The organism is Vibrio sp. 947 (assembly GCF_033339115.1).
Lineage (GTDB): Bacteria > Pseudomonadota > Gammaproteobacteria > Enterobacterales > Vibrionaceae > Vibrio > Vibrio alginolyticus.
In genome coordinates this window covers 25,575-50,210 of record NZ_JAWOTX010000030.1, presented here as the reverse complement: position 1 = coordinate 50,210, position 24,636 = coordinate 25,575, and the positions used below count along the sequence as shown (strand labels likewise).

General features: G+C 47.5%; 23 protein-coding genes. 20 read left to right on the top strand and 3 right to left on the bottom strand.

Annotated features, from left to right (window positions below; translation table 11 throughout):
- Positions 1 to 23 precede the first annotated feature (23 nt).
- The 3 genes from R7Q39_RS25345 to R7Q39_RS25335 form a co-directional block, all read right to left on the bottom strand.
- Positions 24 to 1,355 carry a Fic family protein gene (locus tag R7Q39_RS25345; RefSeq protein ID WP_318077033.1) on the bottom strand — a complete coding sequence of 444 codons (1,332 nt, stop codon included), beginning with the start codon at positions 1,353 to 1,355 and terminating at the stop codon, positions 24 to 26.
- Positions 1,356 to 1,495: 140 nt separating this feature from the next.
- Positions 1,496 to 1,825: a HigA family addiction module antitoxin gene (locus tag R7Q39_RS25340; protein WP_318077032.1), complete on the bottom strand. Its 330-nt coding sequence runs from the start codon at positions 1,823 to 1,825 to the stop codon at positions 1,496 to 1,498.
- Positions 1,826 to 1,923: 98 nt separating this feature from the next.
- The gene (locus tag R7Q39_RS25335; protein ID WP_318077031.1) at positions 1,924 to 2,211 is read right to left on the bottom strand and encodes a type II toxin-antitoxin system RelE/ParE family toxin; all 288 of its coding nucleotides are present in this window, start codon (positions 2,209 to 2,211) and stop codon (positions 1,924 to 1,926) included.
- A 224-nt stretch (positions 2,212 to 2,435) separates the two neighbouring features.
- Here R7Q39_RS25335 and R7Q39_RS25330 point away from each other — a divergent pair, with 224 nt between their 5' ends.
- The 20 genes from R7Q39_RS25330 (at position 2,436) to R7Q39_RS25235 (ending at position 24,583) form a co-directional block, all read left to right on the top strand.
- The gene (locus R7Q39_RS25330) at positions 2,436 to 2,996 is read left to right on the top strand and encodes a hypothetical protein (protein WP_318077030.1); all 561 of its coding nucleotides are present in this window, start codon (positions 2,436 to 2,438) and stop codon (positions 2,994 to 2,996) included.
- 11 nt (positions 2,997 to 3,007) lie between these two features.
- Entirely contained in the window at positions 3,008 to 3,523 is a 516-nt protein-coding gene (locus R7Q39_RS25325; RefSeq protein ID WP_049878014.1) for a hypothetical protein, read from the top strand.
- Entirely contained in the window at positions 3,523 to 4,335 is an 813-nt protein-coding gene (locus tag R7Q39_RS25320; protein ID WP_318077029.1) for a hypothetical protein, read from the top strand. Before R7Q39_RS25325 ends, R7Q39_RS25320 begins: the two co-directional genes overlap by 1 nt.
- A complete protein-coding gene (locus R7Q39_RS25315) occupies positions 4,274 to 4,489 on the top strand; it encodes a hypothetical protein (protein WP_152560875.1) in 216 nt (71 codons plus the stop codon). Before R7Q39_RS25320 ends, R7Q39_RS25315 begins: the two co-directional genes overlap by 62 nt.
- Entirely contained in the window at positions 4,464 to 7,136 is a 2,673-nt protein-coding gene (locus tag R7Q39_RS25310; RefSeq protein WP_318077028.1) for a hypothetical protein, read from the top strand. Before R7Q39_RS25315 ends, R7Q39_RS25310 begins: the two co-directional genes overlap by 26 nt.
- A gap of 3 nt (positions 7,137 to 7,139) precedes the next feature.
- Positions 7,140 to 7,487 (top strand): hypothetical protein, encoded by a 348-nt coding sequence (locus tag R7Q39_RS25305; RefSeq protein WP_033905435.1) that lies wholly within the window; start codon positions 7,140 to 7,142, stop codon positions 7,485 to 7,487.
- Positions 7,484 to 8,881, top strand: coding sequence for a hypothetical protein (locus R7Q39_RS25300; RefSeq protein WP_318077027.1), 1,398 nt, complete (start codon positions 7,484 to 7,486; stop codon positions 8,879 to 8,881). Before R7Q39_RS25305 ends, R7Q39_RS25300 begins: the two co-directional genes overlap by 4 nt.
- Positions 8,882 to 9,037: 156 nt before the next feature.
- Complete coding sequence (locus R7Q39_RS25295; protein WP_054579128.1) at positions 9,038 to 9,877, top strand: hypothetical protein; 840 nt, start codon at positions 9,038 to 9,040, stop codon at positions 9,875 to 9,877.
- Positions 9,878 to 9,933: 56 nt separating this feature from the next.
- Positions 9,934 to 10,395, top strand: coding sequence for a hypothetical protein (locus tag R7Q39_RS25290; RefSeq protein ID WP_033905433.1), 462 nt, complete (start codon positions 9,934 to 9,936; stop codon positions 10,393 to 10,395).
- Positions 10,395 to 11,654, top strand: a complete 1,260-nt coding sequence (locus R7Q39_RS25285) for a hypothetical protein (RefSeq protein WP_318077026.1) — start codon at positions 10,395 to 10,397, stop codon at positions 11,652 to 11,654. The genes R7Q39_RS25290 and R7Q39_RS25285 overlap by 1 nt, the downstream gene beginning before the upstream one ends.
- Before the next feature lie 71 nt (positions 11,655 to 11,725).
- Positions 11,726 to 12,844 carry a hypothetical protein gene (locus R7Q39_RS25280; protein ID WP_318077025.1) on the top strand — a complete coding sequence of 373 codons (1,119 nt, stop codon included), beginning with the start codon at positions 11,726 to 11,728 and terminating at the stop codon, positions 12,842 to 12,844.
- A gap of 94 nt (positions 12,845 to 12,938) precedes the next feature.
- Complete coding sequence (locus R7Q39_RS25275) at positions 12,939 to 14,909, top strand: hypothetical protein (protein WP_318077024.1); 1,971 nt, start codon at positions 12,939 to 12,941, stop codon at positions 14,907 to 14,909.
- 96 nt (positions 14,910 to 15,005) lie between these two features.
- On the top strand, positions 15,006 to 15,566 hold the full coding sequence (locus tag R7Q39_RS25270) for a hypothetical protein (protein WP_318077023.1): 561 nt from the start codon (positions 15,006 to 15,008) through the stop codon (positions 15,564 to 15,566).
- 400 nt (positions 15,567 to 15,966) lie between these two features.
- Complete coding sequence (locus R7Q39_RS25265; RefSeq protein WP_017634052.1) at positions 15,967 to 16,290, top strand: hypothetical protein; 324 nt, start codon at positions 15,967 to 15,969, stop codon at positions 16,288 to 16,290.
- Complete coding sequence (locus R7Q39_RS25260) at positions 16,287 to 16,700, top strand: hypothetical protein (protein WP_136976912.1); 414 nt, start codon at positions 16,287 to 16,289, stop codon at positions 16,698 to 16,700. The genes R7Q39_RS25265 and R7Q39_RS25260 overlap by 4 nt, the downstream gene beginning before the upstream one ends.
- Positions 16,693 to 17,319, top strand: coding sequence for a hypothetical protein (locus R7Q39_RS25255; protein ID WP_033905426.1), 627 nt, complete (start codon positions 16,693 to 16,695; stop codon positions 17,317 to 17,319). The genes R7Q39_RS25260 and R7Q39_RS25255 overlap by 8 nt, the downstream gene beginning before the upstream one ends.
- Positions 17,316 to 22,109 (top strand): hypothetical protein, encoded by a 4,794-nt coding sequence (locus R7Q39_RS25250; protein WP_318077022.1) that lies wholly within the window; start codon positions 17,316 to 17,318, stop codon positions 22,107 to 22,109. Before R7Q39_RS25255 ends, R7Q39_RS25250 begins: the two co-directional genes overlap by 4 nt.
- Positions 22,110 to 22,156: 47 nt before the next feature.
- Entirely contained in the window at positions 22,157 to 22,861 is a 705-nt protein-coding gene (locus R7Q39_RS25245; protein WP_318077021.1) for a hypothetical protein, read from the top strand.
- Positions 22,862 to 22,986: 125 nt separating this feature from the next.
- Positions 22,987 to 23,109, top strand: coding sequence for a hypothetical protein (locus R7Q39_RS25240; RefSeq protein WP_017634057.1), 123 nt, complete (start codon positions 22,987 to 22,989; stop codon positions 23,107 to 23,109).
- A 28-nt stretch (positions 23,110 to 23,137) separates the two neighbouring features.
- Positions 23,138 to 24,583, top strand: coding sequence for a hypothetical protein (locus R7Q39_RS25235; protein ID WP_213963482.1), 1,446 nt, complete (start codon positions 23,138 to 23,140; stop codon positions 24,581 to 24,583).
- Positions 24,584 to 24,636: the final 53 nt, after the last annotated feature.

The following is a 24,636-nucleotide window of genomic DNA, read 5'->3' as shown; positions in this document are numbered from 1 at the left end:
GTTTGGCGGCTTTTTTGATGCTCTTAAGCTTTGGTTAGTCTCTGTTTCAAGTCGGCTGGTGCAATGTAGGTATTCTCGTTGCCATCCTTTGATTTGAACAATAACTTCAGCTCCACCAGCCTTTCAAGATACTTGCGCGCAGCGGTATGAGACACGTCAAAATCAGACTGAATTTCCTTAACTGAAAAGACACGTCCGGCTGTTTCTAATCCCTTGGCCAGAATCACAATGTGTGGCAGTTTCAATACGCCCTTAAGCTTGGAGTCGTCTAGCAGCTCGCGCACCTCTCTCGTATCTTCAATCTTAGATTTGATGTACTCGTTAAAGCGCTCAATCGCATTGATGATGACCGTTAGCTGGTAGTCCACAAAGTGCGTTAAGTCGTTGTCGTCCGTTTCGGTGTAAACGTAACTTCTAACGTACTTGGTTGGCGCGCTCTTAAGTGGCGCAGAGATCGAGACGTACTTAAAGTTCTCATAGCCATGCTTATGGATGAACCAGTAGAAAAGCGCCCTAGCCGTTCTCCCGTTGCCGTCCATAAATGGGTGAATGTAGCCAATCATGAAGTGCAGAATACAAGCCTTAACGATTGGGTTAATAAAATTGGTGCTGGTGGTATGGTCGGTGTTGGCGAAGTCACATAGTTGCTCGATGAGCTTCAAAACGTGCTCATGTTCTGGCGCTTCATGAATAATATCGCCAGTGGCCACGTCTCTAACCATGACTGCATCCGTTCTGTATTGGCCAGCAACGTGCTCATTCTCTAACACTCCATCGGTGGCGATGCCATTAAACCCGCTAATCAACTCCGGTGTGAGCTCTGCATCCTTAAGATCATCGGCCATCATGATCAAACGCCAGTTATTGATAATCATCCGTTCGGAGTCGTCTTTAGGCTCACGTTCCGTTTCAAGCATTTCCTTCGCCACTTTGCGCGTTGTGGCCGCTCCCTCCAATTGGGCGCTGCTAATGGCTTCTTCCATCTTCACGCTTTTCACTAGGTGTGCCTTTTTATCTTGCGCAGATAACGGTAAATCTTCTAGTTTGAGCTGTTTCTCGATGTGGAATAGCTTAGCGTCGAGGCATCCGGCACTAAGTTGAAACGGATTGCCGTTTTCATCAACAAGCGAAATGTCATAAAGGCCACGTCTAATTTTTAGGGCATGCCAAGCGTAACCCTTTTGGTCGCCTTTAAACTCTTTTGAACGGTACTGGAAGTCATTCCAATGCAAGTAGTTACCGCTACTGTCAAACCCGTATTTAATTGGGTCTAGCTTGTCGATTAGCTCTACTACTTTAATGAAATCAGTGGGTTTTGCTGGTGGGAGGCTAACCCCCGCAATCTTTTTGCTCATGCCGTGAAACTTTTTCAAAATGTTTAATACATCCAGTATTGCACACAAGAAAAAGTAATCAATCTATAATTAGATCTAGAATCTCGCGCACAAAAAAACCGCCGTAACTGGCGGTTTTAACGTATAAGTTCTAGCTCACATCATGCCATTGCGAAATCTGACATAGAGCTATCAAGCTTTACCAAAGGCTTAACACTTAGTTTGGTATCTTCAAAGCTGTTGTTACTTTCCCACACATCAACTGCGTGTTGAATGTTCAACCAAAACTCAGGTGTATTTCCAAGCGCTACGGCTAATTTGGTTGCTAATTCCGATGTTAATGTGGTTTTTCCATTTATAATATTGCTAATGGTGTTACGGTGAACGCCCATAGCTTCGGCTAATGTAGAATTTGTTATGGACAGCGGCTCAAGAAACTCAACTTTTAGCATTTCGCCGACTGTTACTGGCTTACGCTTTGTGCGTCTCATGCGGTGTCTCCTATACACAATATAGTCATAGATTACTGGCCTGTAGGTCAATATCTAATCCAAGTAAGCCAGCCTTTCGGCTGGCAGTAGTCTACCTATTAAGCTCGATAAGTGTGCGGGTCTAAATAGGTATCAGTAACCTCTCCATTTTCAAACTTAAAAACGAGACGATACTGTTTATTAACTCTGATACTGCAATATCCACTAAGCTTGCCGCTTAGTCGTTCAAATCTGTTATTTGGTGGTGCCAGCAAATCCCTAAAGTCTGTTGCTGCATCAAGCATTTCTAGCTTTCTGTACAGTACGTCTTCTAAATTGCTAGGGATCTTTTTATGCGAAATATCATCTACATAAAAATCTTCTAAATATTGATCTTTGAATTCCATGTGAGGAATCCTCCTTAATATACGGTATCAATTTTATAGTTTTCATTGTCTGACTCCTTGTATCATTGCCAAATAATAATTGCACAACGTCATTGTGCATGCAAGAACTTTCTGCACAACGTTATTGTGCAAGCTTTTTATCTATCGCGCGCCCTATCGCTTTGAGTTAAGATTCACCAAGCCTATCCCCCATCTCAAAATGCGCCGCCACTACCGGAGCGGCCATGACACCGATTGAACTACTCGAAGACGTGAAAGCGAGATTCCCTATCTTGCTACACGACGACGAAAAGGCGCTGTTTAGCCTACTGCGTAAAGCGCTGGCCAAGTACCAAGAGATTGCCGGATTTACCACTAAAACCCGCATCCAACAAAGCGACTTAGCCGATAGCAATCAGTTTGAATTACCGTCCGACTTTGCTGCAAGGCTGGTGGTCAAAGATGACCGTGGCCGTTATGTGCGTAGCGAGGTTTGGGGCAACGTTCTTGAACTGAAATTAACGGGCGCAGAAACATTCCCACTGACATTGATGTACATGCAAAACGTACTCAATGAGCCGTTTGATTCGTTCCAGCTTCCAACGCCGTGCATTAGCTTGCTTGGCGACTATCTGGAATTGCTGATCACTATCCCGAACGCAGAGCGTCAACGCCGTATTGCGATAGCTGGCAAGTTGGATGTGACCGATATTGCTGCCGAACCTGACTTAGCCGCACGTAAAGCCGAGATTGAAAACTCAATGCGCGCGAACCGTGCCATTGTTCCACCAGTATCGTTGCTCTAAGCGAGGCGGCCATGAATCCATACATGCAGCTCGCCAAACGCGCGACCAATAACTTTATGAATAAGCCGTGGCTGCAAGGCTGGCAATGGGCGGTAGAAATCGACTCGCCGGACGCGCCAACGGACTTTGATATTTACGTAAAGGATATTGATTTTGGTGCTGGCTCTATCGATGCGGATTCATTCCAAGTCGGTTCTGGCTCGATTGCGCTGCCTACATACAGCAGCGTTGGCGAAATCACGCTAACGGTTCGTGATGACCAAAACCTGACTATCTCCAAGTGGTTTGAAAACCGAATCAAGAAAGTCAGAAACCAAGACGGCACACTCAACATCCCTAAAGAGTACGTGTTTAAGGTCAACATTTTTACGCTCAATGAGGACGGCAAAAAGTCACTCTATAAGAGCTATCAAGTCTTTCCTACCAAGATTGGCAACGTGATGTTTTCACGCGAAAACGGCAACCAGATCCAATCATTCCCGCTCATTCTCCAAAAATTTATGTCTGTAGGTAACAAGGTACTGTAATGCACATTCCATCATTTCCACTACCAAGTAACATTTCAGAAGTGATTGAGTTTCGAGTCCCAACCGTGGAAGACGCTCTATTGTTCTGCGACCTTAACGAGTATCAAGAGGAAGCCAACACAACTCGCTATCTGAACCACATGCAAGACACCAGTAAGCGCCCTATGAGTGATAGCGGCCTATGGACTGGTGAAGATCGCCGCGCAGCATTGTGGTGGATTTTTATGTCCACCAGCGAGCTAGGCACTATTCCCTTTAGCTATGAGTGCGAGCACTGCAAAGAAGCTCACTATCTCGATCTCAATATGGGCGACCTAATGGAATCGGCAAAAGCGCTCAATGGATTGCCAAAACAAGAGATCACCTTAAGCGTGAAAGGCAAGTCATACCTAGCGAACGTGAAACCACTAACCGGTTACGAAGCGGAGCAACTTGAGAACATTCGCAATGAGCGCGACCAGTACGAACCGGACAGCGCTGAATGGAAGCAACAAGCTAACCGCATGGCGCTCACTGAGCTGGCCTACTGCCTAACGTTCGAAGATCAACCCAAAGACCAAGACGATGCCCTAGTGTGGAAAATCGACCTATTGAAATCGATGTACCTCAACACGGAATTTCGTGTGGCCTTTGCCAAGGTTGAAAAGTGCCTACGCAATGCGCGTCACGGATTGCTCACCAAGTACGACGAGGGGCGTTACTACCTAGTCGCCACCATTCCGCAGTGCCAGAAAGTTATCGAGCAAGGAGGTGAAGCAACTCGAACGTTGCTCTTACCCTTTCGGCATAACGACTTCATTACAACGTTTTGATTACGTTGGTTGGAACGTACTGATTGAGAACTTAACGATCTACGGTGGCCAGCCTATCGATGCGGTATTCAAAACACCTCAAACGATGGCCATAAGCCTAGATAAAGCGCTCCAAGACAAGGTGAAAAATGGACAGAAACCAACAAGAGGTTGATCTTTCACTGGTTGTTGATGCAGTGAAGCGAGCCAGTGACAAAGAGCTGACCGTGCTATCTGAGATTCGTCGCAAACTCGATGGCAAGACGCTACCAACGAGCCAACAAAAGGCCGTCCTTGCAGTGGATACTAAGGGCATCGAAAAGGCGGTAACTAAGCGCGTTTCCAATGCCTCTCTTAACGTCTCTAATTTTCAGAGCATTAATCCACAAAAAGGATTAAAACAACAATCAAGCGGCACACCTAAACCAAGTGCAACCAAGACCAAGCGTACAGGTGAAATTGAGTTGTCATTTTCGCCTAGTCAGCCAGCAGAAACACAAGCTAAGCCGGACGCCAAAGCGATCGAGCAAAGCAGCTCTGTAAGTGGCGTAAAGTCGATTGCTGACACGCTGAAAAGCGAGGACGCGCGCGAGCCAGTAAAACAAGCGCCCGTTGTCGTGAATGTAGAAGCGCCAGAATCCAATTCTGAACGTTTGGATACCTCAATCCTTGATGATGTGCCAGAGAAGTTGGAAAAGGCTGTCTCTGACGCACTGGCAGAGTTTGAGGGCTATTGGGAAGACGCTAATGGCAAGCTTCGACGCTCCGATGGTCGTTATGCGAGTAAGCAAGAGCAATCGGCTTACAAGAACGCACAGCAAACCGCATTAGAGCGCCAAATTGAAAAGCAAACCGACACGGAAAAGGACAGCCAGAACGTTTTTGCCAAGGTGGCCACCAGCCTTAAGCAACTGGCCATCAATAACGTGAAAGAGTTCCTACAGGAAGAAAACGACGCGACCGATGCGGCTGGCGCTGCGGCTGGTGGTTCGTTCTTCTACTCCGCTAAAGAGCTTTATCACTTAGGGCAAGACGCTAAAGACGCACTGGATGAAGTGACCGAAAAAGCCACCTCAACCAAAGACAAGCTAAAAGAATCGAAACTAGGCCGACTCTTTACCCGAGGCAAACAAGCGCCAGAGGCAGACAGTCAGGCCGTCACAGCCATAGAGACAGTTAGCCATGAACAACTATCAGCGACAAAAGATTCGTTCGAGACAAGCCATTCAACGCAAATTACGTCTAGTGATCGACCTAACCGTGATGGTGCTAGGGGTAACGTGCCTGTCAATCTTGTTGGGAGTGATTCTAGCCGGATAAGCACAGCTAGTGAGATCAAAAGCACCAAAGAACAGAGCTACCGAGCAAACATGCTTGAAGTGCTCCATGAATCGAGTGCTGATCGTGAACGCCAATTCGATGATGTACTAGATAAGCTCGACGATCTGATTTCGGCAACCAAAGCAGTGGCGAACGATGGCCAAGGTGGCCTATTAGACCTAGCTGGCGATATGTTTGAACGCCGCCGTGGTCGTAAAGCTGACGGTAAGCGTGGCCGAGTTAAATCGGTAATGTCAGGCATTGGTAGCAAAGCCTCAAACGTGGCCAACAAGGGCGTATCGATGGCGGGTGCCGCCTTTAAAGGTATGTCTAAAATCGGCTCTGTTGCTGGCAAGGCGATCCCTTTCCTTGCTCCGGCCTTAATGGCCTACGATGCGTTTAGCGGATTCACTGACCAAGACAAACAAAAAGAGACGTTCAATCTCAAAGATGGCCAAGAAGCGACAACTGGCCAGAAAAGCTCAATGGCATTGGCAAACGCGCTCGATTTGGGTGGCCTAGTCAGTGGCGGTGCTGGTTTGCTTGGTTCGGCGCTTGGGGCGTTCGGTTTTGATGGCGCCAAGGAAGCGTTGACCTTTGATTCTGGCGATATGGCCAAAGGCATTTACAAGCTATTTGGCGGTGAGATTGAGGACGACAAAGAGGCTAAGGATTCTAAGGCTGAGAAAGCTCAACCGGAGAAAGAAGAACACCTTAAGAACGCCGAAGCCTACCACACGGCTAAAGCGTCCAATGACAGCCAAGCCATGCGCGAACTTGATGCGAAAAACTCAATTCAAGTGACCTCTCAAGAGGCATCGCAAAAGGCCAGCGAGCAAGGGATTAGCTACAAAGAAGCTTACTTAGCTGTAGAAAGAGAAAAACGTATTAGCCAGGACAAACGTGTGCAAGTGGCTAATGAAACAGGCATGGATATGTCCGGCATGGTCGAGCATCCCGAGCTTGGCCAAGTTTACTCGCCAGATAAGAAAGCTGAACAAGTGGCCGCCGTCGATGCGGAGATCAAACGCCGTAAAGAGGCTGAGGCCGTAGCCGCACTAACCAAGGCTGCAAACAACACGCAAACCAACAGCGTGACCACAGCCAGCCATGAATCATCCATCAATACCGAGCTAAGTAACCAGAAAACGGACACTCAATCCGTGGTGAAAGTGGACACCGAAAACACCTCGAATAAGACGGTTGCGACTCAATCATCCATTCAACGCAATGAGAGAGTTAGCGTGCTGCAAGCACAGGCAGCAATGAAAGACCTCAAAGAGAGCGGCAAGCCTCAAACCGTGGAACTTAGCAAACATTCACTGGATGCCATTGGGCGCGCGGTTAGCGGCAGTGATAACAACAAACCGACCACTATCTTTGCAGCGCCTAGCGGCAGCTCAAGCAAAGACAAGCCAGCGTCAGCCACTAAGGCTAGCGGCTCTATTCCTCTCAACTTTGATGACCGTTCGTTACAGCGTCAAAGCGCTGATATGGAGTAATAGATGAGCCAAGAAATTGATTACTTACTACGGGTCGATATTGACGGTGTAAAAGTAGCCGATGAGAAACACGCGATCGTTGCGCGCGTCTCTGAATGGCTCGATACACCTCAAGGCCAAGTTTGGGGCGCTCCAAAATGGGGCAACAGATTAGGGGCATACAAGCATGAACCAATAAACGAAACCACAGCAGCAGCTATCGAAAACTCAATCCTATTAACCCTCCCAATTGACGTGAAAGACGCGGTGGTTCAAGGCATTGCCGTAGAGCCAAGCGTGAACGGTATCGATGCCTACAAATTGACGATCGTTGTGAACGGTCAAACGTTGGAGAGAGGTATTACGTTTTGAGCAAGTTAGAAGAAGTCAAAAAGACCTTTAACGAGGCGATTGCTGGTTCAAGCTGGTGGTCGCGTCATATTGGTTCGCAGTTCGTTGACTACCTTTGCTTATTTGTGGCCAAGATTGTTGAACGCATGGCAGCAATCAGTAGCCGTGCATTGCAAGAATCCTACCTAACGCTAGCCACTAAACGCACCTCCATTTTGGCGGGTGCTGAAACTGAGGGCTATGTAGGGCGAAAAGCAGCGCCATCGAAAGGCCGTGCGCTAGTGACCAATACCGGAACAAAGCGCGTTACCTTGCCGAAATACAGCCAATGCGTGGCTGACAATCAATTGCGCTATACGCTAATGGAAGCCATTGATCTTATGCCGAAAGAAAGCGTCGCAGTAGAGGTGCAACAGTTCGAAGTGTCCAAGATGACCTACACGGTCGATGAAGGAAAAAACTGGTTGGCCGTGGCGTTCCCTCAAGAGCTGACTAAGCGTATTCATAACATCATCGTGCGCGTGAACGGAGAAGAATGGACGCACGTCTTTAAGTTTCGTAATACGGACGGCAAATCCAAAGCCTACATGGAGTATTACAAGCCAACCGACCAGCTAGGCGTTCGTTTTGGTAACAACAATAACGGTCGCGCGCCAGCGACAGGTGATGTAATTGAGTTTGAGCTATGGCTGACTAATGGTGTGACTACCCTACTCGATGCGCAGCCTTTAGAGCTTATCGATATGGGGATTCAAAGCGCCTATAAAGACCAACTCTCAATCAAAACGTCCACCAGCATCATCGGCGGTGCAGAGCCGGAAGACATTGAATCAATCCGAAACAACGCCCTTTACTCGCCAATCTATGACGAGCAGATAGCGTGGGACTCGGATTACATGACCTTTGTTAAGCGCAATATTTCTGGTGTTACTTGGTTGTCGATTTGGGGTGAAGCGGAGCAGGAAAAACTCACAGGAACGCCGGACGTTCGCAACATCAATACGATCTTTATTTGTGCTTACTCTGCCGATAAAACCGACGAGATTTTGAATCAGGAAATCCAAGTTCTATTCGCTGGCCGAGAGGGCTATAACGAGCGCTATAAGCTGGTGGAGCGTAAGGACGTGCCATTTACCGTGACGGTCAAAGGTAAGCTTTACCCAAGTTCAAATCCAGAATGGGCGACAAAGGTACTGGCCGATGCGTTAGATGAGAAATTTGGCAAACAGACAAGTCGCAATGAGCGCATTACCAAAAACCAAATTTGGGATGTCATCCAAGAGCTCAACGTGACTTTGGGCATTAAAGAGTTTGAGGTCGAAGTTATTGGGATTCTTGACCGCATCCCGATTGATACTTACCACTATTTAGATGTGAATGCGTCAACCATTCAACTGAACTTCGATTACTCATAGAAGTTTTCGCACGGAGCAAGAAAGACACGGATGTTTTCGCATGCGAGAACTTTAAAACACAACATACTATATAGTTTTCGCATGCGAGAACTTTAAGAAACATCATCCCGTATAGTTTTCGCATGCGAAAACTTTTACACCAATAAGGCGAAAAACATGGCATTTGGAGACTTCAGAAAATGGCTATCTGGCCAGCTAACCAAGGCGCGTCAAAAGGAAACCGCTTGGGTAGATTTAGCAAGCGCGATCGCAGAGTCAATTGAAACTCACGTAGAGTCATACATTGAAAAGCTTAAAGCACGTTCTTCACTGTACGAAATGGACAAAGAATCGCTGCTAGAAGACATTAAAGAGCTGCGAAAAATCTTCCCACTAGGCGAAGTGGCCGATGAGGACTTGCCACACGTTGTGATGCAGCGTAAGGACGAAATTCACTTTAAAAAGACCATTTATCCACTTATCTCAACGCTCGCGCGTGAATTTAAAGGGTTACGTGTTAAGTGGGAACGAATCTACGCGCCAGTAGACCAAGAGCGATTTCCATACGGCACGTTCTTAGTTCCCGAGTCAGAGTTGGAGCTGCAAAACGGACTAAACCCGAGCGACTTTTTCCTGACCAGTCGCGGTGCTATTCGCATCCCTTTGAACGACATTGCAGGTGAGGACGGCATTACCGAGGAAGCCATTCGAGCATTCGAAGCGAAGATTAAGCGAGTGGTGCATCCTCTTATCCCATTACGGATTGTTTTAGATGGCCAATTGTATTCTATTGAATTTGAAGTCATGGATATGGTGGAAATACCTAACTATTCTGACCATGTTACGGTTGGAAAACAGACCACGACCGATATAGAATCAACACCGAGCTATAAACAGGATTTCGTTCAGACTGGAACGACGACACAGGAAGAACGCCCTGTTAGCCCTATGTATGGTACACCTAGAATGGATGCGATCCCCTTAGATGCGATCTCCATTGATAGACGGTACTATTAACCCTATTCCTATTCCCCGTCCCATTAAAGCGCCACGACTTATACGAGGTCGTAAAGGTGCTTACACAAAAAGTAGTCCTATCGCAGTGTGAACTGCTTAACCGTTATTACGACGAACGCGCCTTGTCGTCGTTGCCTACCAATGGTACTGAGCCTTATTTCCAATTTGGCGATCTTGAATGGGGTTTTGACCTTATCCAAGAAATTGAGGGCAAGCCTAGCTGCATGCCTATCCCACTGGATAAGACAACAGTTGAAAACGTGTTTTACCGTTCTAAGGCGAACTACGCCTATGTGAACGGCAATATCGTCATCACGGCAAACTTGCCAGCGGGTACGCTAGCAGAAGATGAACAATACCAGTTCTCTTGCGTCGGCGTGAAAGATGCGAGCGGCGGTCTGATTCTAGTGGCTGTCACTCAACCAGTTTGGATCTACTCTGACCGTGGTCTATCGATAGAAATCGTGATTAACACGGCTCGCACGGATAGCGCTCAATTGGCGCAGGTAGGTGCCTAATGAGTCGCCCAAACTTCGAAGAAACGATCATCATCCCGCCACTGCTAACGGACTGGCAAGCGCTACCGCTTATCACCGATACGCAGTACCTAGAACCACTGGCCAGTAACAGCCTAAACCGTAAGTTTTACGGCATCGTTCGCGCTGGTATTTTCCGTGGTTTTGAATGTGCTCCGGCTGGTGGAATGAAACTGCGTGTGAGCAGTGGTGAACAATTTGGCGTGGCGTTAGTTGAGCGCGACGACTATGTGTTAACCGTTCGACAACAACACGATGTTGATGTGGAGATTCCGGCTGGTGCCACTTCTTATGTGGTGCTCGAAGCGTTCTATAAGTTTGGCGTAAAGACAAAACAAGTCGATTTAGCGTCAGACATTGAAGCGTCCGAAATTAAGGTGCTTCCGCAGGAAGCGGTTGAAGATCATCATTTGATATTGTGTCGCGCTACCGTGCCAGGTGGCGTTACCCAACTCAAAAGTGAACACCTTAACTTTGATGATCGTGAACAAGGCGGTTATGACCTACAAGGTCACGTTTCACATCCCGATCCACATAAGCAATATGCGATGCGCGCCGAAGCCAATGCGCACTACGCAGACCGTGAAAACCCGCACCATGTAACCAAAGCGCAAGTTGGCCTTAGCTTGGTAAACAACTGGGACGCAACCAGTCAGATAAACGTAGATAACGATCAGCTTTACGCCACTGCGAGAGCCATCAAGTTGGTTTATGACAAAGCTGCTGCTGCATACAACAAGTCGGTTGAACATTGGCCGTACATTGCGTCTGGTGGCGAAACAAAAATCGCATTGCCTTACGAAGTGCCGGAAGTAGATTCATTGTCTATCCAAGGTATCGTGCAGACCAAAGACAGTGCTTGGCAATTCTTGAAAGACACTAATGAGGTTGAAGTAGCCGAACCACTTGAAACGGGTGATGAAGTGGTGATTACTCTAGGTGTCCCATCACTAAGCTCAAGCTCTATCATTGCCGAGCTTCAAGAGCATATCGATAACCTTGAAGCCATCATAAACAGCGGTATCGCTGGCGCGCCTATGGAAGTATTCCATAGCCACTTCGCTAGTACGTCGAATACTTTCACTGTTCCACCAGTCTTTGAAGAACGCGCGATTAAGCTGGTGTTCCTACAGGGTGTGCAGCAATCAAGAGATATTGCTTACACCATCTCACCGGACGGTGATGTTATCCAGTTTGTTGACGAAATTGCAGCAGGAACGGAGATCACCTTGGTCGGCTAATCAGTTTTCAAATTCCCCTAGCCCTATTCCCCATAAATGCCCTTTTTACTAACAACGAAATTGGATTTTTTATGGCTACACAAAACAAATTAACTCGCATCAACCGTCTTGTTTCTGATCTTTCAGCGCAAGACGTTGGTGCATTACCAGCGGGCGCTCGCGCAACAGACTCATCAAAACTAGAGGGGAAAACCAAGGCACAAGTTGTCAGTGAAGCGCGCTCCAATCTTGTCCCAACTTCTCGCACTATCAATAACAAATCACTAACGGGCGATGTGACTCTGACTCACTCAGATGTGGGCGCAGCGCCAGCAAGCCACACGCACGACTACATCCCTAACAACAAGAAAGGCGTTGCAGAGGGTGTGGCTACACTAGATAGCACTGGTAAGATCCCACAAGGCCAATTGCCAGCTATCGCTATCAAAGAAACGTTCCCTGTTAAGTCAGAAGCGGAAATGCTTGCTCTTACAGCGCAAGAGGGTGATATGGCAATCCGTTCGGATCTGCGTAAATCATTCGTTCTTATGCGCCAACCAGCGAGCACACTAGCGAACTGGCAAGAACTATTAACACCGACTGACGCCGTTTCGTCGGTTAATGGTCAGCGCGGTAACGTAGTGCTTGAAGCGACTGACGTTGGCGCGGAACCAGCGTTTGAGAAAAAAACAGCATTCAACAAAAACTTCGGCACTAGCGCTAACACAGTGATGCAGGGTAACGACTCTCGCGTTGTGAATGCAGTGCCAAAGACTCGCACCATCAACGGTCACGCGCTAAGCGCAAACGTCGAGCTAACCGCAGAAGACGTGGGCGCACTAGACGCTGGCGCAACTGCCGTTAACGCAGCGAAGCTTGAGAACACCACTAAATCGCAAATCATTTCACAAGCGCGTAGCGGTCTAGCAGCTAGCGGCGCGTCATACACCAAAGCGGAATCTGACGGTAAGTATGCCACCAAGGATAGTCTAGGCGCCTCAATCAAAGACGCGATCCGAACGGTGGATATTACTGTCGAATCTGCATCAACTACGGTGGCTCTGCCAGCGGGTACAGTCTCAGCAATCCTTGTTCTAAGCGTTTGCGGCGTAATGCAGAACGCAGGTGTATGGAGTCTATCTGGTAACACAATCACGTTCGGTGAACAGCTACAAGCTGGCGACATCGTGACGGTTATCGGCTTCAAGTAAACATGACCTTTCCTTTCCTACTTCCCCATTAACGATGTGCTCCGGCGCTTTGTCGGAGTTGCTGGTCATTGAATTGAGAAAGGCATATTTCTGAATGGCATTAAAAAAATTGACTCAAGTTGGTGGTAGTCCAGCTCGAAAATTGCGTGAAGAAATCACAACAAAAGTGGATGAACACGCTAGCAATAAAACGAACCCGCACGGAGTCACAAAGGCACAAGTAGGCTTAGGTAACGTACCAAACTATCCGGCCACCAGCTCGGTAACAGATGCGTCCAACAGCAAACTTGCGACCGCTGGTGCTGTTAAACAGGCATACGACAAAGGCATCGAGGGTTTAAATCGCGGTAACGCAGCTTATGACCGCGCAGAACAAGCAGAGACGAACGCAAATACCCACACTGACAACCGCATTAGTGCTTTGATTGGTGGTGCGCCAGCAGAAGCGCTCGATACAATCAAAGAGCTTGGTGACGCGCTCATGAATCAAGAAGATGCGGTAGCGGCCATTACAACCAACATTGCTCAACACAAATCAGACTACTCGAACCCACACAAGGTTACGAAAGCTCAAGTTGGTCTATCAAACGTGCCGAACTACGCATTCACAGCAGCGGTTAATGATGCTAGCGATGTGAAATTTGCGGCGGCAGGTGCCGTTAAGAAAGCGTATGACCTTGCAGCCTCAAAGATGACGCAAGCGCAAGCCGATGGCCGCTACCTAAAACTGTCAGGCGGTACATTGACTGGTGGCCTACTCATTGATGAGGGCAGTTCCAATGTTTCTCAATTGCACATAGGTCATGCAGGTAAGCGCTTTCATATTGAAACGAAAACCGATGGCACCTTTGAGGTTGTAGAAAGTGACGTTTCAAGTCGATTAAAGATCCGCAAAGGTGGTGAATCAACACTATACGGCTCCCTAAACGCTACAGAGTCGGTATCTTCGAATCGTAGTGTTGAAGTGCAAGGCACTCGCGCTGGTAATAACGTTCCATCGAGCGAGCAAGTTAAGCTGGACGGGTACGGGTTGATTGGTAATCGTCGGGCGGTTTACTTAACGAACGGCTCTAATTCGTCGGATGCTTACGTTCAAATCGCGGTGGGTGGTGCTCATAATGGAGGGGACGCCAAGTTAGACCTGACTCGATCAAAGCTTAGTTCCAGTGTCCCTATCGAAGTACAAGGGAATAAAGTCGTTACAGAGGCGTTTAACCGTACAGAGGTTGTGCGCACCTCTTTAGGTAGTGACAACTCTTGGTGTTTGGTTGCCAATGTAACGATGCCTCAATCAAGCTCTACTGCGGTTATTGAGTTCTTTGGTGGTGCTGGCTTTAACACTGACTTGCACTATCAGTCGGCACGACATCAAATGATTCTGAGAGCCAGTAACGGAAACCCTAAAGGTCTAAATGGTCAGGTTATTACAGACCATCCTAGCGGCTTACCATTTAGTGAGTTTGGTTGGGTAAATACTAGCGGTGACAATTACGCCATCTATGTAAAAACACGTAGTGCCTACAGTACGAACATTCTTATTCGATACATGTGTAGTCACACCATAACGCCATACGTTAGCAATAAGGGGGCAAGCCAGCCAGCGGGTATTGTCAAAGGGCGAATGGTCACTAGCTATACGTCTTACAATAAAGACTTAGGGGCAATCAACTCTGTTGATGAAAAGGGTTTAGAGCTTGATTACTCTACAAAGAAAACTTGGATTGGTTCTCGTAATTCATCTTGGTGCCACATGGAGACAGAGGCCACCAGCGGCTTTTACTCTTACTCCTCGTTCACCTTTGCTAAAGGGATTGATGTAATGCTCAATCAGAGCATTTCATTAGGTGGGCGAGCTGCATTTCGTAATACAGACGGCAACTGGCTTCGCATCAATGATTTAGGAAAGTTTACTTCTGGTATCTTTTTCGGTAGCTCACTGGTTCGTACTGATGGTGAGTTTACGGCGGGTTCTTGGACTGGTTCGAATGATGCCGTTCGTATGGATAATAGTTTTATGGATTCATCATGGGCGACGAATGGCCGTGCGGGATTCATTATCAACTGAAAAGATAGTTCAAGTGCGCATTGGGCGTTAGCCTCTTACTATGATGGCACCAATATCCGTTCTGGTATTCAGATCCTATCTAACTCAGAGGGTCGGATGCGCTTCTACACTAACCGCCGCAGTAAGTATGTAGACATTAAGGACGGCAATGTATATGCAGGTTCGCCTCAGAGCTCGGCTGGTAACTCTCTCGCACGTAAAGACTACGTTGATAGTAAACTAGCGGGTGTTTCATCACGCGCTGGAGAGGTTGCCTTGGGCTGTAATGCGGGGCTAAGAGAGGGCAACCTTACGATAGATGGCATTACATGGGAGTTCAAGAATTGGATAGGATGCTTCCTCGATCCGTTTGATTTGATTAACTACAACGCTCCGGTTGCTGGTTTTGATGTTCGTGTTGAGGGATATTACGAAATTGAATGGACTGCGATACGACGCCGCAATGCTTCAAACTCATCGGCTGTGTACTCTGCAATCGCCAAAAGCAATAAAATTATAGCGGAGGCTCAAAGTGATTCCAACGACTTCGATGCCGTGCCAACGACTTGTCGATGGGTAGGAAAATTATACTACGGTGAGCTTATTCAATTCTTAGACAGAGGTGCATCCACGCCTATTCGGGGTTCGCATTTCTCGATCCGCTACATCAAACCATAACCATCAACCAAAGGGACACGATGCTGTCCCTTTTTTGCAAAAGTTTTCGCATGCGAGAACTTTAAAACATGACATCCCCTAAAATTTTCGCATGCGAAAACATGGGCGCATATTGATGCGAAAACCAATATTTATATAATCTTCCTCGTCAAATATCGATTAGACTCGACTATCCTCGTTGGAAGTTTTGTATGCGTTGCCGCGCAACAAAACGCTTGAATTAGCCTCTCACCAGCCTTTTGGGTGAGAGGCTTCTTTTTTATATAGGCTCTTGAAATCTAACTTTTTTCCGCAAAAAAGCCCTATTTAATACCCATTCAAAAGTAAGTAACGCCCGTCTATTGAGCAAAAGCCACCATTCCGAATAAACTCGCTAGGTAATATATAAAAGGGGGATTTAATGCCAGTGTCAGTTGTTGGTGAGAGCTTTGCGATTAGCGTACTGGCTCTATCTGTCCTCAGTGGTGTTGGGTCATATCTCCAAGGCATACGCGAGCAACGTCTAGCTGGTGGATTCCTTGATTTTTTAACCGAGCTAACGCTGGCGTTGGTGGTCGGTTTGATAGTCGCTTACTTGTGTGAAAGCGAGGGTGTGGAGGCTGGTTATACCAGCGCGCTTGTCCTCATTGCGTCGAACAACGGAGCAGACTCGATCAACTTTATCCGCAAGCTGGCTAGCCAAATGTTAGCGAGATTTTTTAATACCGGAGGGCAAGGCAAATGATGGAATTTGCAGTAATTGGCCTAGCCATTGCTGACCGATTTTTGCTTAAACGAAACGCAGTAAAAATACTGCATGCAAACCAGATGGACGATCCCGATGTGATTCGATTCGTTCTTGGTTATCAATCTCAGCGAGCCATAACGAGTGGGACTTTAACCTATTCGTTGCGCAGTAAAAAACGACCAAAAGCCGTCATTACTCGCACACGTAAGCTCGACTTTTCACACGCCGGACATAACAGCGAATACCTGACGTTCGATCGCAAGTTACTCGAACTCGAAGCGGGGGAAAAGCTGCATGGCGAGTGGATTCTGGACGTTAAGATTGAGCGCTCCTGTTCCCTAATCAATCCGCTGTACAAAATCTTTCCTACCTGTACGACATATTCAGAGGAATTTGAAATTGCGTAACAACAGTAAGTTTGCACTAGACCAGTCACATAACTATGTGGTGGTCGATTTTGACAACGTGACCGAACGCGGCCTTAAGAGTCTGATCACTGCGTTAAAACAAGCTGGTGCGACTGTTACAGACGTAGAAGCCTCGAACAAGAGAACGAGACGAGACGGCGAGACAGTTAAACGCGCCAAGTTATTCTTTGATAATGGCCAGTCAATGACGCTGTTTATTGGTGATGAGGGTGATATTTTCCAAATGACACTCAACAGCACTAAACAGCCTATCCCTAGCGTGAAGAACGAGCGCGAGCTTGCGCGTGAAATGGTTCGCCTAATGAAGCGCAACCAAAGCAAGTTTGACAAGCAAGTTGCACGTAAAGCGGCTAAAGCCGTTAAAGACACCTCAGACATTCAACCAGCTACACGTTCTATTGCTAAGCGACTTGAAGAAGCCAAAGCGGCTGAACAAGTCGCTCAGTCCAATTACACCAATGCCCTAGCCGCTCGGGATAGCGTTCGCACTAAGTTGGAAGAAGAACAACGCCGCATAGCAGATCTCGAAACTGCATTAGAGCAAGAGAAGCAAGAAACCAAAGAACTTGAAGCACAATTAGAGGCGGCAAAGTCATGATGTTTACCAGTCAAAATCAAATCAAGATTGTGGATCGCATCGACCATCTGGCCAAGAAACTCACGCCGGAGCAGATTGAAGCGGTGCTGCAAGGTAAAAACGCCGATCAAATCCTAGAGGCATTGTCACTTGAGGATTTGGAGAACACCTACTTGTATCAGTGCAAACCTGTGCCACAAATGATGTTAGAGGCGTTCAAATCGAAAGCCTCAAGGCTTCAATTTCGTGCTCAGCAATTCGGTAAGCACTTGGAGCGTAAAACCCCTACTTTATCGGTAGAAGCCGTTGAAGTAGGCAAACCGCGCAAGTCTGGTGCGGTTGCTGTCCAAATGGTGAAAATCCCGTTTTCAGATGGCCAGAGCATTTCTATTGCGTTCCATGCGCCGGATAACGATCCGCTAAAAATCAATCCAGATGACACGTTAATCGCGTTCCGCTTTCTAATGAACTCGCGCGATATTACTCACGTAGTCGCGCCAAAGGGCAACATGGATTTATCCCTTAAGGAAGTGACCAACAAGCTAGCGCAGTTGCTTGAAAACAACAGTGAGAAATTTGTCGCAACTAAGGCCAAGAAAGACGCTGACAAGAAAGCATTGGAAGAAGCGCAACAAAAGGCACAAGAACTTGATGAACAAGCTGCGCAACTAGGCGAAGAAGCTACCGACTTGGAACAAAAGCTCGATGAGCTGGCCAAGAAAGAGAAGCGCTTGGAAACTCAGATTGCTACGCAGAACGAAATCCAAGAAGAACTACGCAAACAGCTTGCTGCTATCAAGCCAGCAGCAAATACAGCAACGACAAATGTAAACGCTGGTGGTAGTTCGTCTCAAGTGATCGAGCAATGGGACGCTTCATGGACTAAGCAAGAGAAACGCGACTTCATCATTAACCGTGCTTTCAATGGCGATCTTGATGCCTTTGTTAAGCAGCTAAGCCAAGAGTTTAAAGACTCATTAGAGTTTGCAGGTGCAGCAAATCAAAACGTTCCTAGCACTTATTCAGAGTCGTATATCAATGATGTGATTTATGACCTCGATAAAGGTGCTATGACGGTATCAGAGCTTGCCGAGGCTAAAGAATACATCCGTGATTCAATTGAAAACGATTTTCCTCAGTTGTCAGACGAAGAACGGGAACGAAAAGCGAATATCGAGCGCAAAGAATGGCTATTGGCTCTTATTGGTCGCAAGACCATTGCTAAGGGCTGGAAGATGGATAAAGGCGAAGATAGCGAGCCGTTTGTCTACTTCGAATCGCCTGACGCGAACGACGATGATAGCTTTGGCCAGTACATGATCCACGCGCGCGATAACCAAACCTTGGCTGTCACTTACGGCGAGGGTTCACCGCTTGCTGGTGGCGACGATCTACAAGGTTGGGAAGCTGCTAAATCACTTATTCTGGCTGACTACGATCGCGAATCTAAGTTGCTTCAAGATACCGATGACAGCAACGAAGAACCACAACCAATTGAGAACGACGAGCCAAACGCGAACGACCAAGACAAAGACGAAACCACGGATAACCTATTCTGGTATGGCCTACGTCTACGCCCTTATGGCTTAGGTACGACGCCGCCACAACATCAAGTGGTTAAGTACCTCGATCCAGAATCGGCTAAAGAGCAATTCGCTGACGCTGGTAATGGCATTCGCCACGGTGCGATCGCTTATGACCAAAAACTGCCACCAGAATTAGTAAGTAACTTTGACCTAGAGCCGCTATTTGGCATGGTTGAGGGCGACCTAGAAGAAGCGGAGCGCATCGCAACCGAAGCGCTAGACCAATGGGTTGAGGACAAAGGCGTTGATGAAATTCCTCAGTCTACGCTCGATACCCTAAAACAAGTGGGCTTCAAAGCAGCGTTCGCTAAGCAGCTACGCCAGCAACCAGAAATGAAGAACCGCAAGGAAAATCCAAACGCGTACAAGCTATGGAGCGCATCGATTGACCTTGTGACGCCGGACATGATTCAAGAGATTGCCGAAGACCTAATGCTGGTTCAAAGCGATGCTGAATTACAGCGCCAAGCAGAACACACGCAAGGCCGCATGCGCTTCCAAGAAGCAGCTCTATCCCAACTTAAGGATATGCAGTCAGTAAACCCAAGCGATCGCAAACGTCTTGTTATGCTAGCTGACCTAACGCTAGGTACTGGTAAAACACTAAAACGTGGCGAGAAAGTGGATGACCAAGCTAAGCGTATTTCAGAACAAGCGCACCTAGTGGAATCACTACAAGGTGAAACCCTAGCGTCACTGGAAGCGCAATTTAAGAACCGCAAAGAGATCACTGATTTCCTAACGGCTCATCGCATTCCATTTAACCGCCGTGCGAAACGCGCTGACCTACTGCAAGCCATCTTGAACTACCGTGACGGATTCTTTAGTGCAACGGCGAAAATGTTCGACCTACGCGCGCTACGTGGCGACCTATACGAGAAGTTTGAGAACGGCGAAGCGTTAGCACTGGATGACGTAGAAAAAGCGTTTAGCGCGACTACGGTTTACCATGAGGGAGACGTAGCTTACACCAAGGCAAAAGGTGAAACCGTCATTCCAGCAATGGCAGACCAAGGCGAGGACTACCAAAAAGTTGAGCGCTTCATTAAGGCGATTGATGACGGTATCTACCCTGACCTATCCGAACTAAGTTCAGATGAGCTCTTTGCTCAGCACTATGCAATGGCAAGTGTTACCAACCAAGACATCCTGGCAATTCATGGTTTTAGATACTTGGATAACGATGAGCAGATCGACAATGAACAGATGGCGCGCGCTATCCATAACTCGGTCATGCCATTGTGGTACACAAAAGCTATCGAAGCGGAATACGAAAGCCGTGGCTTCCCTAGCCTTGCTGCGTTGCCTGACTTGAACCATAAAGGTCAATTCAAGGCGACACGCGAGAAACGCTACGCACCAGTTGGCACTATTGGCCAATCTGATTTTAGCGTTATCGATACGTACACAGGCAAGGTGCTAGAAACTGGCCTAGAGGGCGCAGCAGCGCAGCAAAAAGCGACTCAACTAAACGACCAAGCAGTGAAAGAAAGCACTATTGCAATCTTTAACATGCTTAAGGACGGCAAAACGCTTGAGCAAATTGCAGAGACGGAATACAGCGCACCACTAGAGCCTGTCAGTCCGGCCATGTTCACCACAATCAACGGCTTTGAATCATTGTATTCAACGTTAGCCATTAACGGCTCGGGTTCGCTTCACTCGCGCCCAACACTACGCGAGAACGCCGACAAGCTACTGGCTAAGGTGGACGCTGACGGCAAGATTAACGATATTGCGCTAACCGAAGAACAAGAGAACCAAATGGAAAATACATTTGGCTACAGTTTCTTCTCTGCGAAGTCGAACAAGGGTAAAGAGCTACGCTTTATCGCTAACACCAATTCTCGCAGCTACCTAACGGTTGACGGTGCTAACAAACTGCTTGAGCTATTGGGTGCTAAGAACGCCGTAGAATCTGACACAGCAGATGAAGTGAGCAAGGGTGCATCCGAGGAAGAAAAACAACTTCTCGCACTAGACCCAACTCAATATTCATTTGGCTCAATCGATGAGAGCGAGGGCATTCGAGATACGGGTGAAATCGCTAAGCGAATCCGCGCCTTTATCGCTCAGCTTAAGAAAGCTGGCAAGATCAGTAATGACGTTAAAATCTCAGTACGCAAGCCTCGCTACGGCACACTAGACCTAACGCTGACTGACTTGCCAAGAAACGTCATGCTCTACAATCCAGCTTACCTACAGTTCGAGATTGATAACCCTAACTCGCCAGCGCCACACGGTATGAGCCGTTATACCGAAGCAGTAGATCAGCTGATCGAGTTCGTTAACGCTTATGTAGGCCAATACGACTACAACAACAGCGACACGATGACCGATTACCACGATCGCAATTTCTTTGGTGGCCGCCTAACCGTGGACTTTGATTTTGGTAAAGAGCGCAAAGTGGTAGAGCTCGCGTCTCTAACTGAAATGCACCAGCAAGGCGAACAGGCAGAGGATGACGTGTTAGACGTTACCTCATTCCGTGAAAGCTTAGATGAAGAAGAAGCGAAAGTACTTGAGCAGCTAGAAGCCTTTACCAACCTAGAGCTAAAACTTGGTAAGCAGGAAGTGACTTTCCCAACAGGCCGAGTGAAGTCGATTAATGCGAAAGATGAGGACGGACTCACTTACAGCCTAGACGTTCTATTCGACATTCTAGCGACCGACTTAAGCGAAAAAGCGAAAGCTCAACTTGAGACGATTAAGGACTGGCAATCTGCGGATACCTACTACAACGAAAAAGGCGCATTGGTACAACCAAGTGTTGCGGCAGGTATCCACTCAGTAAATGGCTCAGTGCCAGCGAACGTGTACGCTCCGCTAATCGCCCGATCATGGTTAAATGAAAGCCACGCTGACATTTATCCGATCGCTAAAGATGGCGAGTACAAGTTCGCGCTATACCAAGGCAACGACTTGATCGGTGAATTTGACGATACAGCGGAAATGGAAGCGCTATTAGTGAAAGCGTTCAATCTAAGTAGTGAGGCGCCTCAATCTGAAACAGAGGGCAATAACGAAGAAATGGAACATGTAGAGAAACTAAAGGAAATCCGAGATTTCACTGGTGAACCTACGCCGGAATTGGTTGATGAGTTCCAAACCGCACTAGAACAGGCTTACGCCCACTTCGAAGCTAACGACCAAATAGCAGAGAACGAAGCGTTGATGGATGCCGCGCTAAGCAACATCACCAGCATGATCCAAGCGCAAATCTAATCACAACCAAGGCCGCCACATCGGCGGCCTAAACCGGAGAGAATCAAGTGTTAAGCTTAAGAGAAAAAATGACGCTCAACCGCGATGCTGCGGGTTTGTTGAAAGAGCTTAAGAGTGGCCAGCTATCGATTGGTGAACGCATCAAAAAGAACCGTGAGCTGGTGGAAATTCTTAATAAACTGACAGGCGCTAACCAAAAGGTTGAGCAGGAACCGGTATCAAGTTCGGATGAGCCAATATCGGTAGAAGAATTTTCCAAGTTAGGCCGCTCCGATAAGATTGAAAAGCTCAATGAAGTGCTACTTCTGCCTAACTGGTACGAATACGAAATGGCGTTTTTCCCTAACTACCAAATGGTTGAAAAGGGGGATAACTACGTTGTTTACAAGGATGGCGAAAACTTCCAGTTTGGCTTCAAAGGGCATATTGCGCGAGGTTTGGACTACTGGAAAAACGATGCGGGCTCAGCCAAGAAAAATGGTGGTTTTGGTAGCTGGTCGCGCGCTGACCGTAGCAAGGCTATCAAGACCATCACTAAGCACATTGAGCAGAATGGGCGCGACAATGACGAACGTCCAGTTGAACAAAGCGAACTGGTTGCGAGATTCCTTGCAGGGGAGTTTAATACAGCCAAGCCATCGTTGTTTGTTGATGTAATGCGAGATGTTCACTCAGAGGGCTTGGAGCTAGATAGCATCAAGCAAAAAGCGATTGAATGGTTCGAGTACAATCCTGACAAACTGGCCGCTTAAGTTTTCGCATGCGAGAACTTTAAAACATGACATTCTATATACTTTTCGCATGCGAGAACTTTAAAGAATCTCGTTCGATATAGTTTTCGCATGCGAAAACTTTTCAGAGAACTTGAGAAAAAACGATGAATGTTTTCACTAAAATCCGAGCAGACTATTACTACAAGCAATCTTTAAACCTTGCACTAGCAGCCAGCGAACGTCATAACTACGCCAAGGCGCTTTTCGCATTGCTTAAGAGCCTTTAATCCTTTTCCCTGTCCCAAAAGTTTTCGCATGCGAAAACTCGCCACTCCAACCGGAGCGGTCAAATTGAACCAACTCACATCAATTAGCGCCGAAATCAAAGAGGCGAAAAACATCAATGACCTAGCCGAGATTGTTCAACTGTACGCAACAGACAATCCAAAACCCAAGCTAGGTCGCACCAGCTACGTTGTGACAGCAAAAGGCGACGAAGTGGAAACAGGCTTTAAAGTCGTGGAAGCCAGCGACCTTATTCCATCGAACGACTTAGACGGTCGAATCAATCCGAACTTCCCGCAAGAACTGCAACCGCGCGACCGTACTCGCGTATCCTCAAAATTGCAGATCTCAAAGATGGCCAACGATTTGCGTCCACAACAATTAACCGATTCTGGACTATCTAGCCACGGCGCACCGATTGTTGGCTCGGATAATGTGGTGGAGTCGGGGAACGGTCGAACCATCGCTATCATCAAAGCGTATAGAGAGGGCAAGGCTGATAAGTACCGCCAGTTCCTAATCGACAATGCGGAGCGCTTCGACCTATCACCGGAGAAAGTTGAGAGCATGCGCGAGCCAGTGTTGGTTCGAGAACGTGTCACCAAAGTTAACCGTGCTAAGTTTGCCCGAGACTCCAACCTCTCTGACTTGCAACAGATGAGCGCCGCCGAGACGGCTTGGATTGACGCAGAGCGCATCGATGACCGCATGATTGCCCTTTTCCAACCGAGCGAAACAGGCAACCTTTTGGCCAAGTCTAACCAAGGATTTATAAACAGTTTCTTAACTGAAATTGGGGATAACTCAACCGCCGGACTACTTACCGAAGATGGCCGACCAACCAAGCAACTGATTGAGCGCATGCAAAATGCCGTGTTTGCCAAGGCGTACAAAAACGAGAAGTTGGTGAAGCTGGTAGCCGAGGAAGCCGATCCCGAAATTCGCAACATTTTGAGCGCGCTAAACGGCGCAGCAAGCGCGTTTGTTGAGATGCAATACCTTAGCGGAGAGGTGCATAAAAACACGTCTGGAACGCTGGCAGAAGCCGTGGAAATTAACGCCTCACAACCTGACCTCGCTAAGTCAGCACTTGACTCACTGGTGCAAGCAACCGAGCTAGTAAGACAGGCCAAAGATTCCGGTCAGCACATCGATGAGCTATTAGCTCAGTCCGGTTTGTTTGGCGACAACGATCCCGAGGCCGAAGCGCTGGCGAGATTCATTGCTGCTAACAACCGAAGCGCAAAACGCATGACACTGGCATTTAAGGCAATGGCCGAGGCAATCAATAGTGAGCTGCTTCACCAAGGCCAAGCGCTCGGGGATATGTTTGGCGGCGGCGGTGCATCGCTTATTGATATTCTTGGGCGTGTAAATCAAGAGCTAGAAAACGAGGGGGTACAAACAGGCTTTATGTTCGAGTCTAGTGTGCAACTGGACGAACTTGCAAACGCTTCGAGGCATGCTATAAAATAGTTCTTGGCATATATTGCCTATACAACCTTTATAGACACAAAAACGCCAGATTT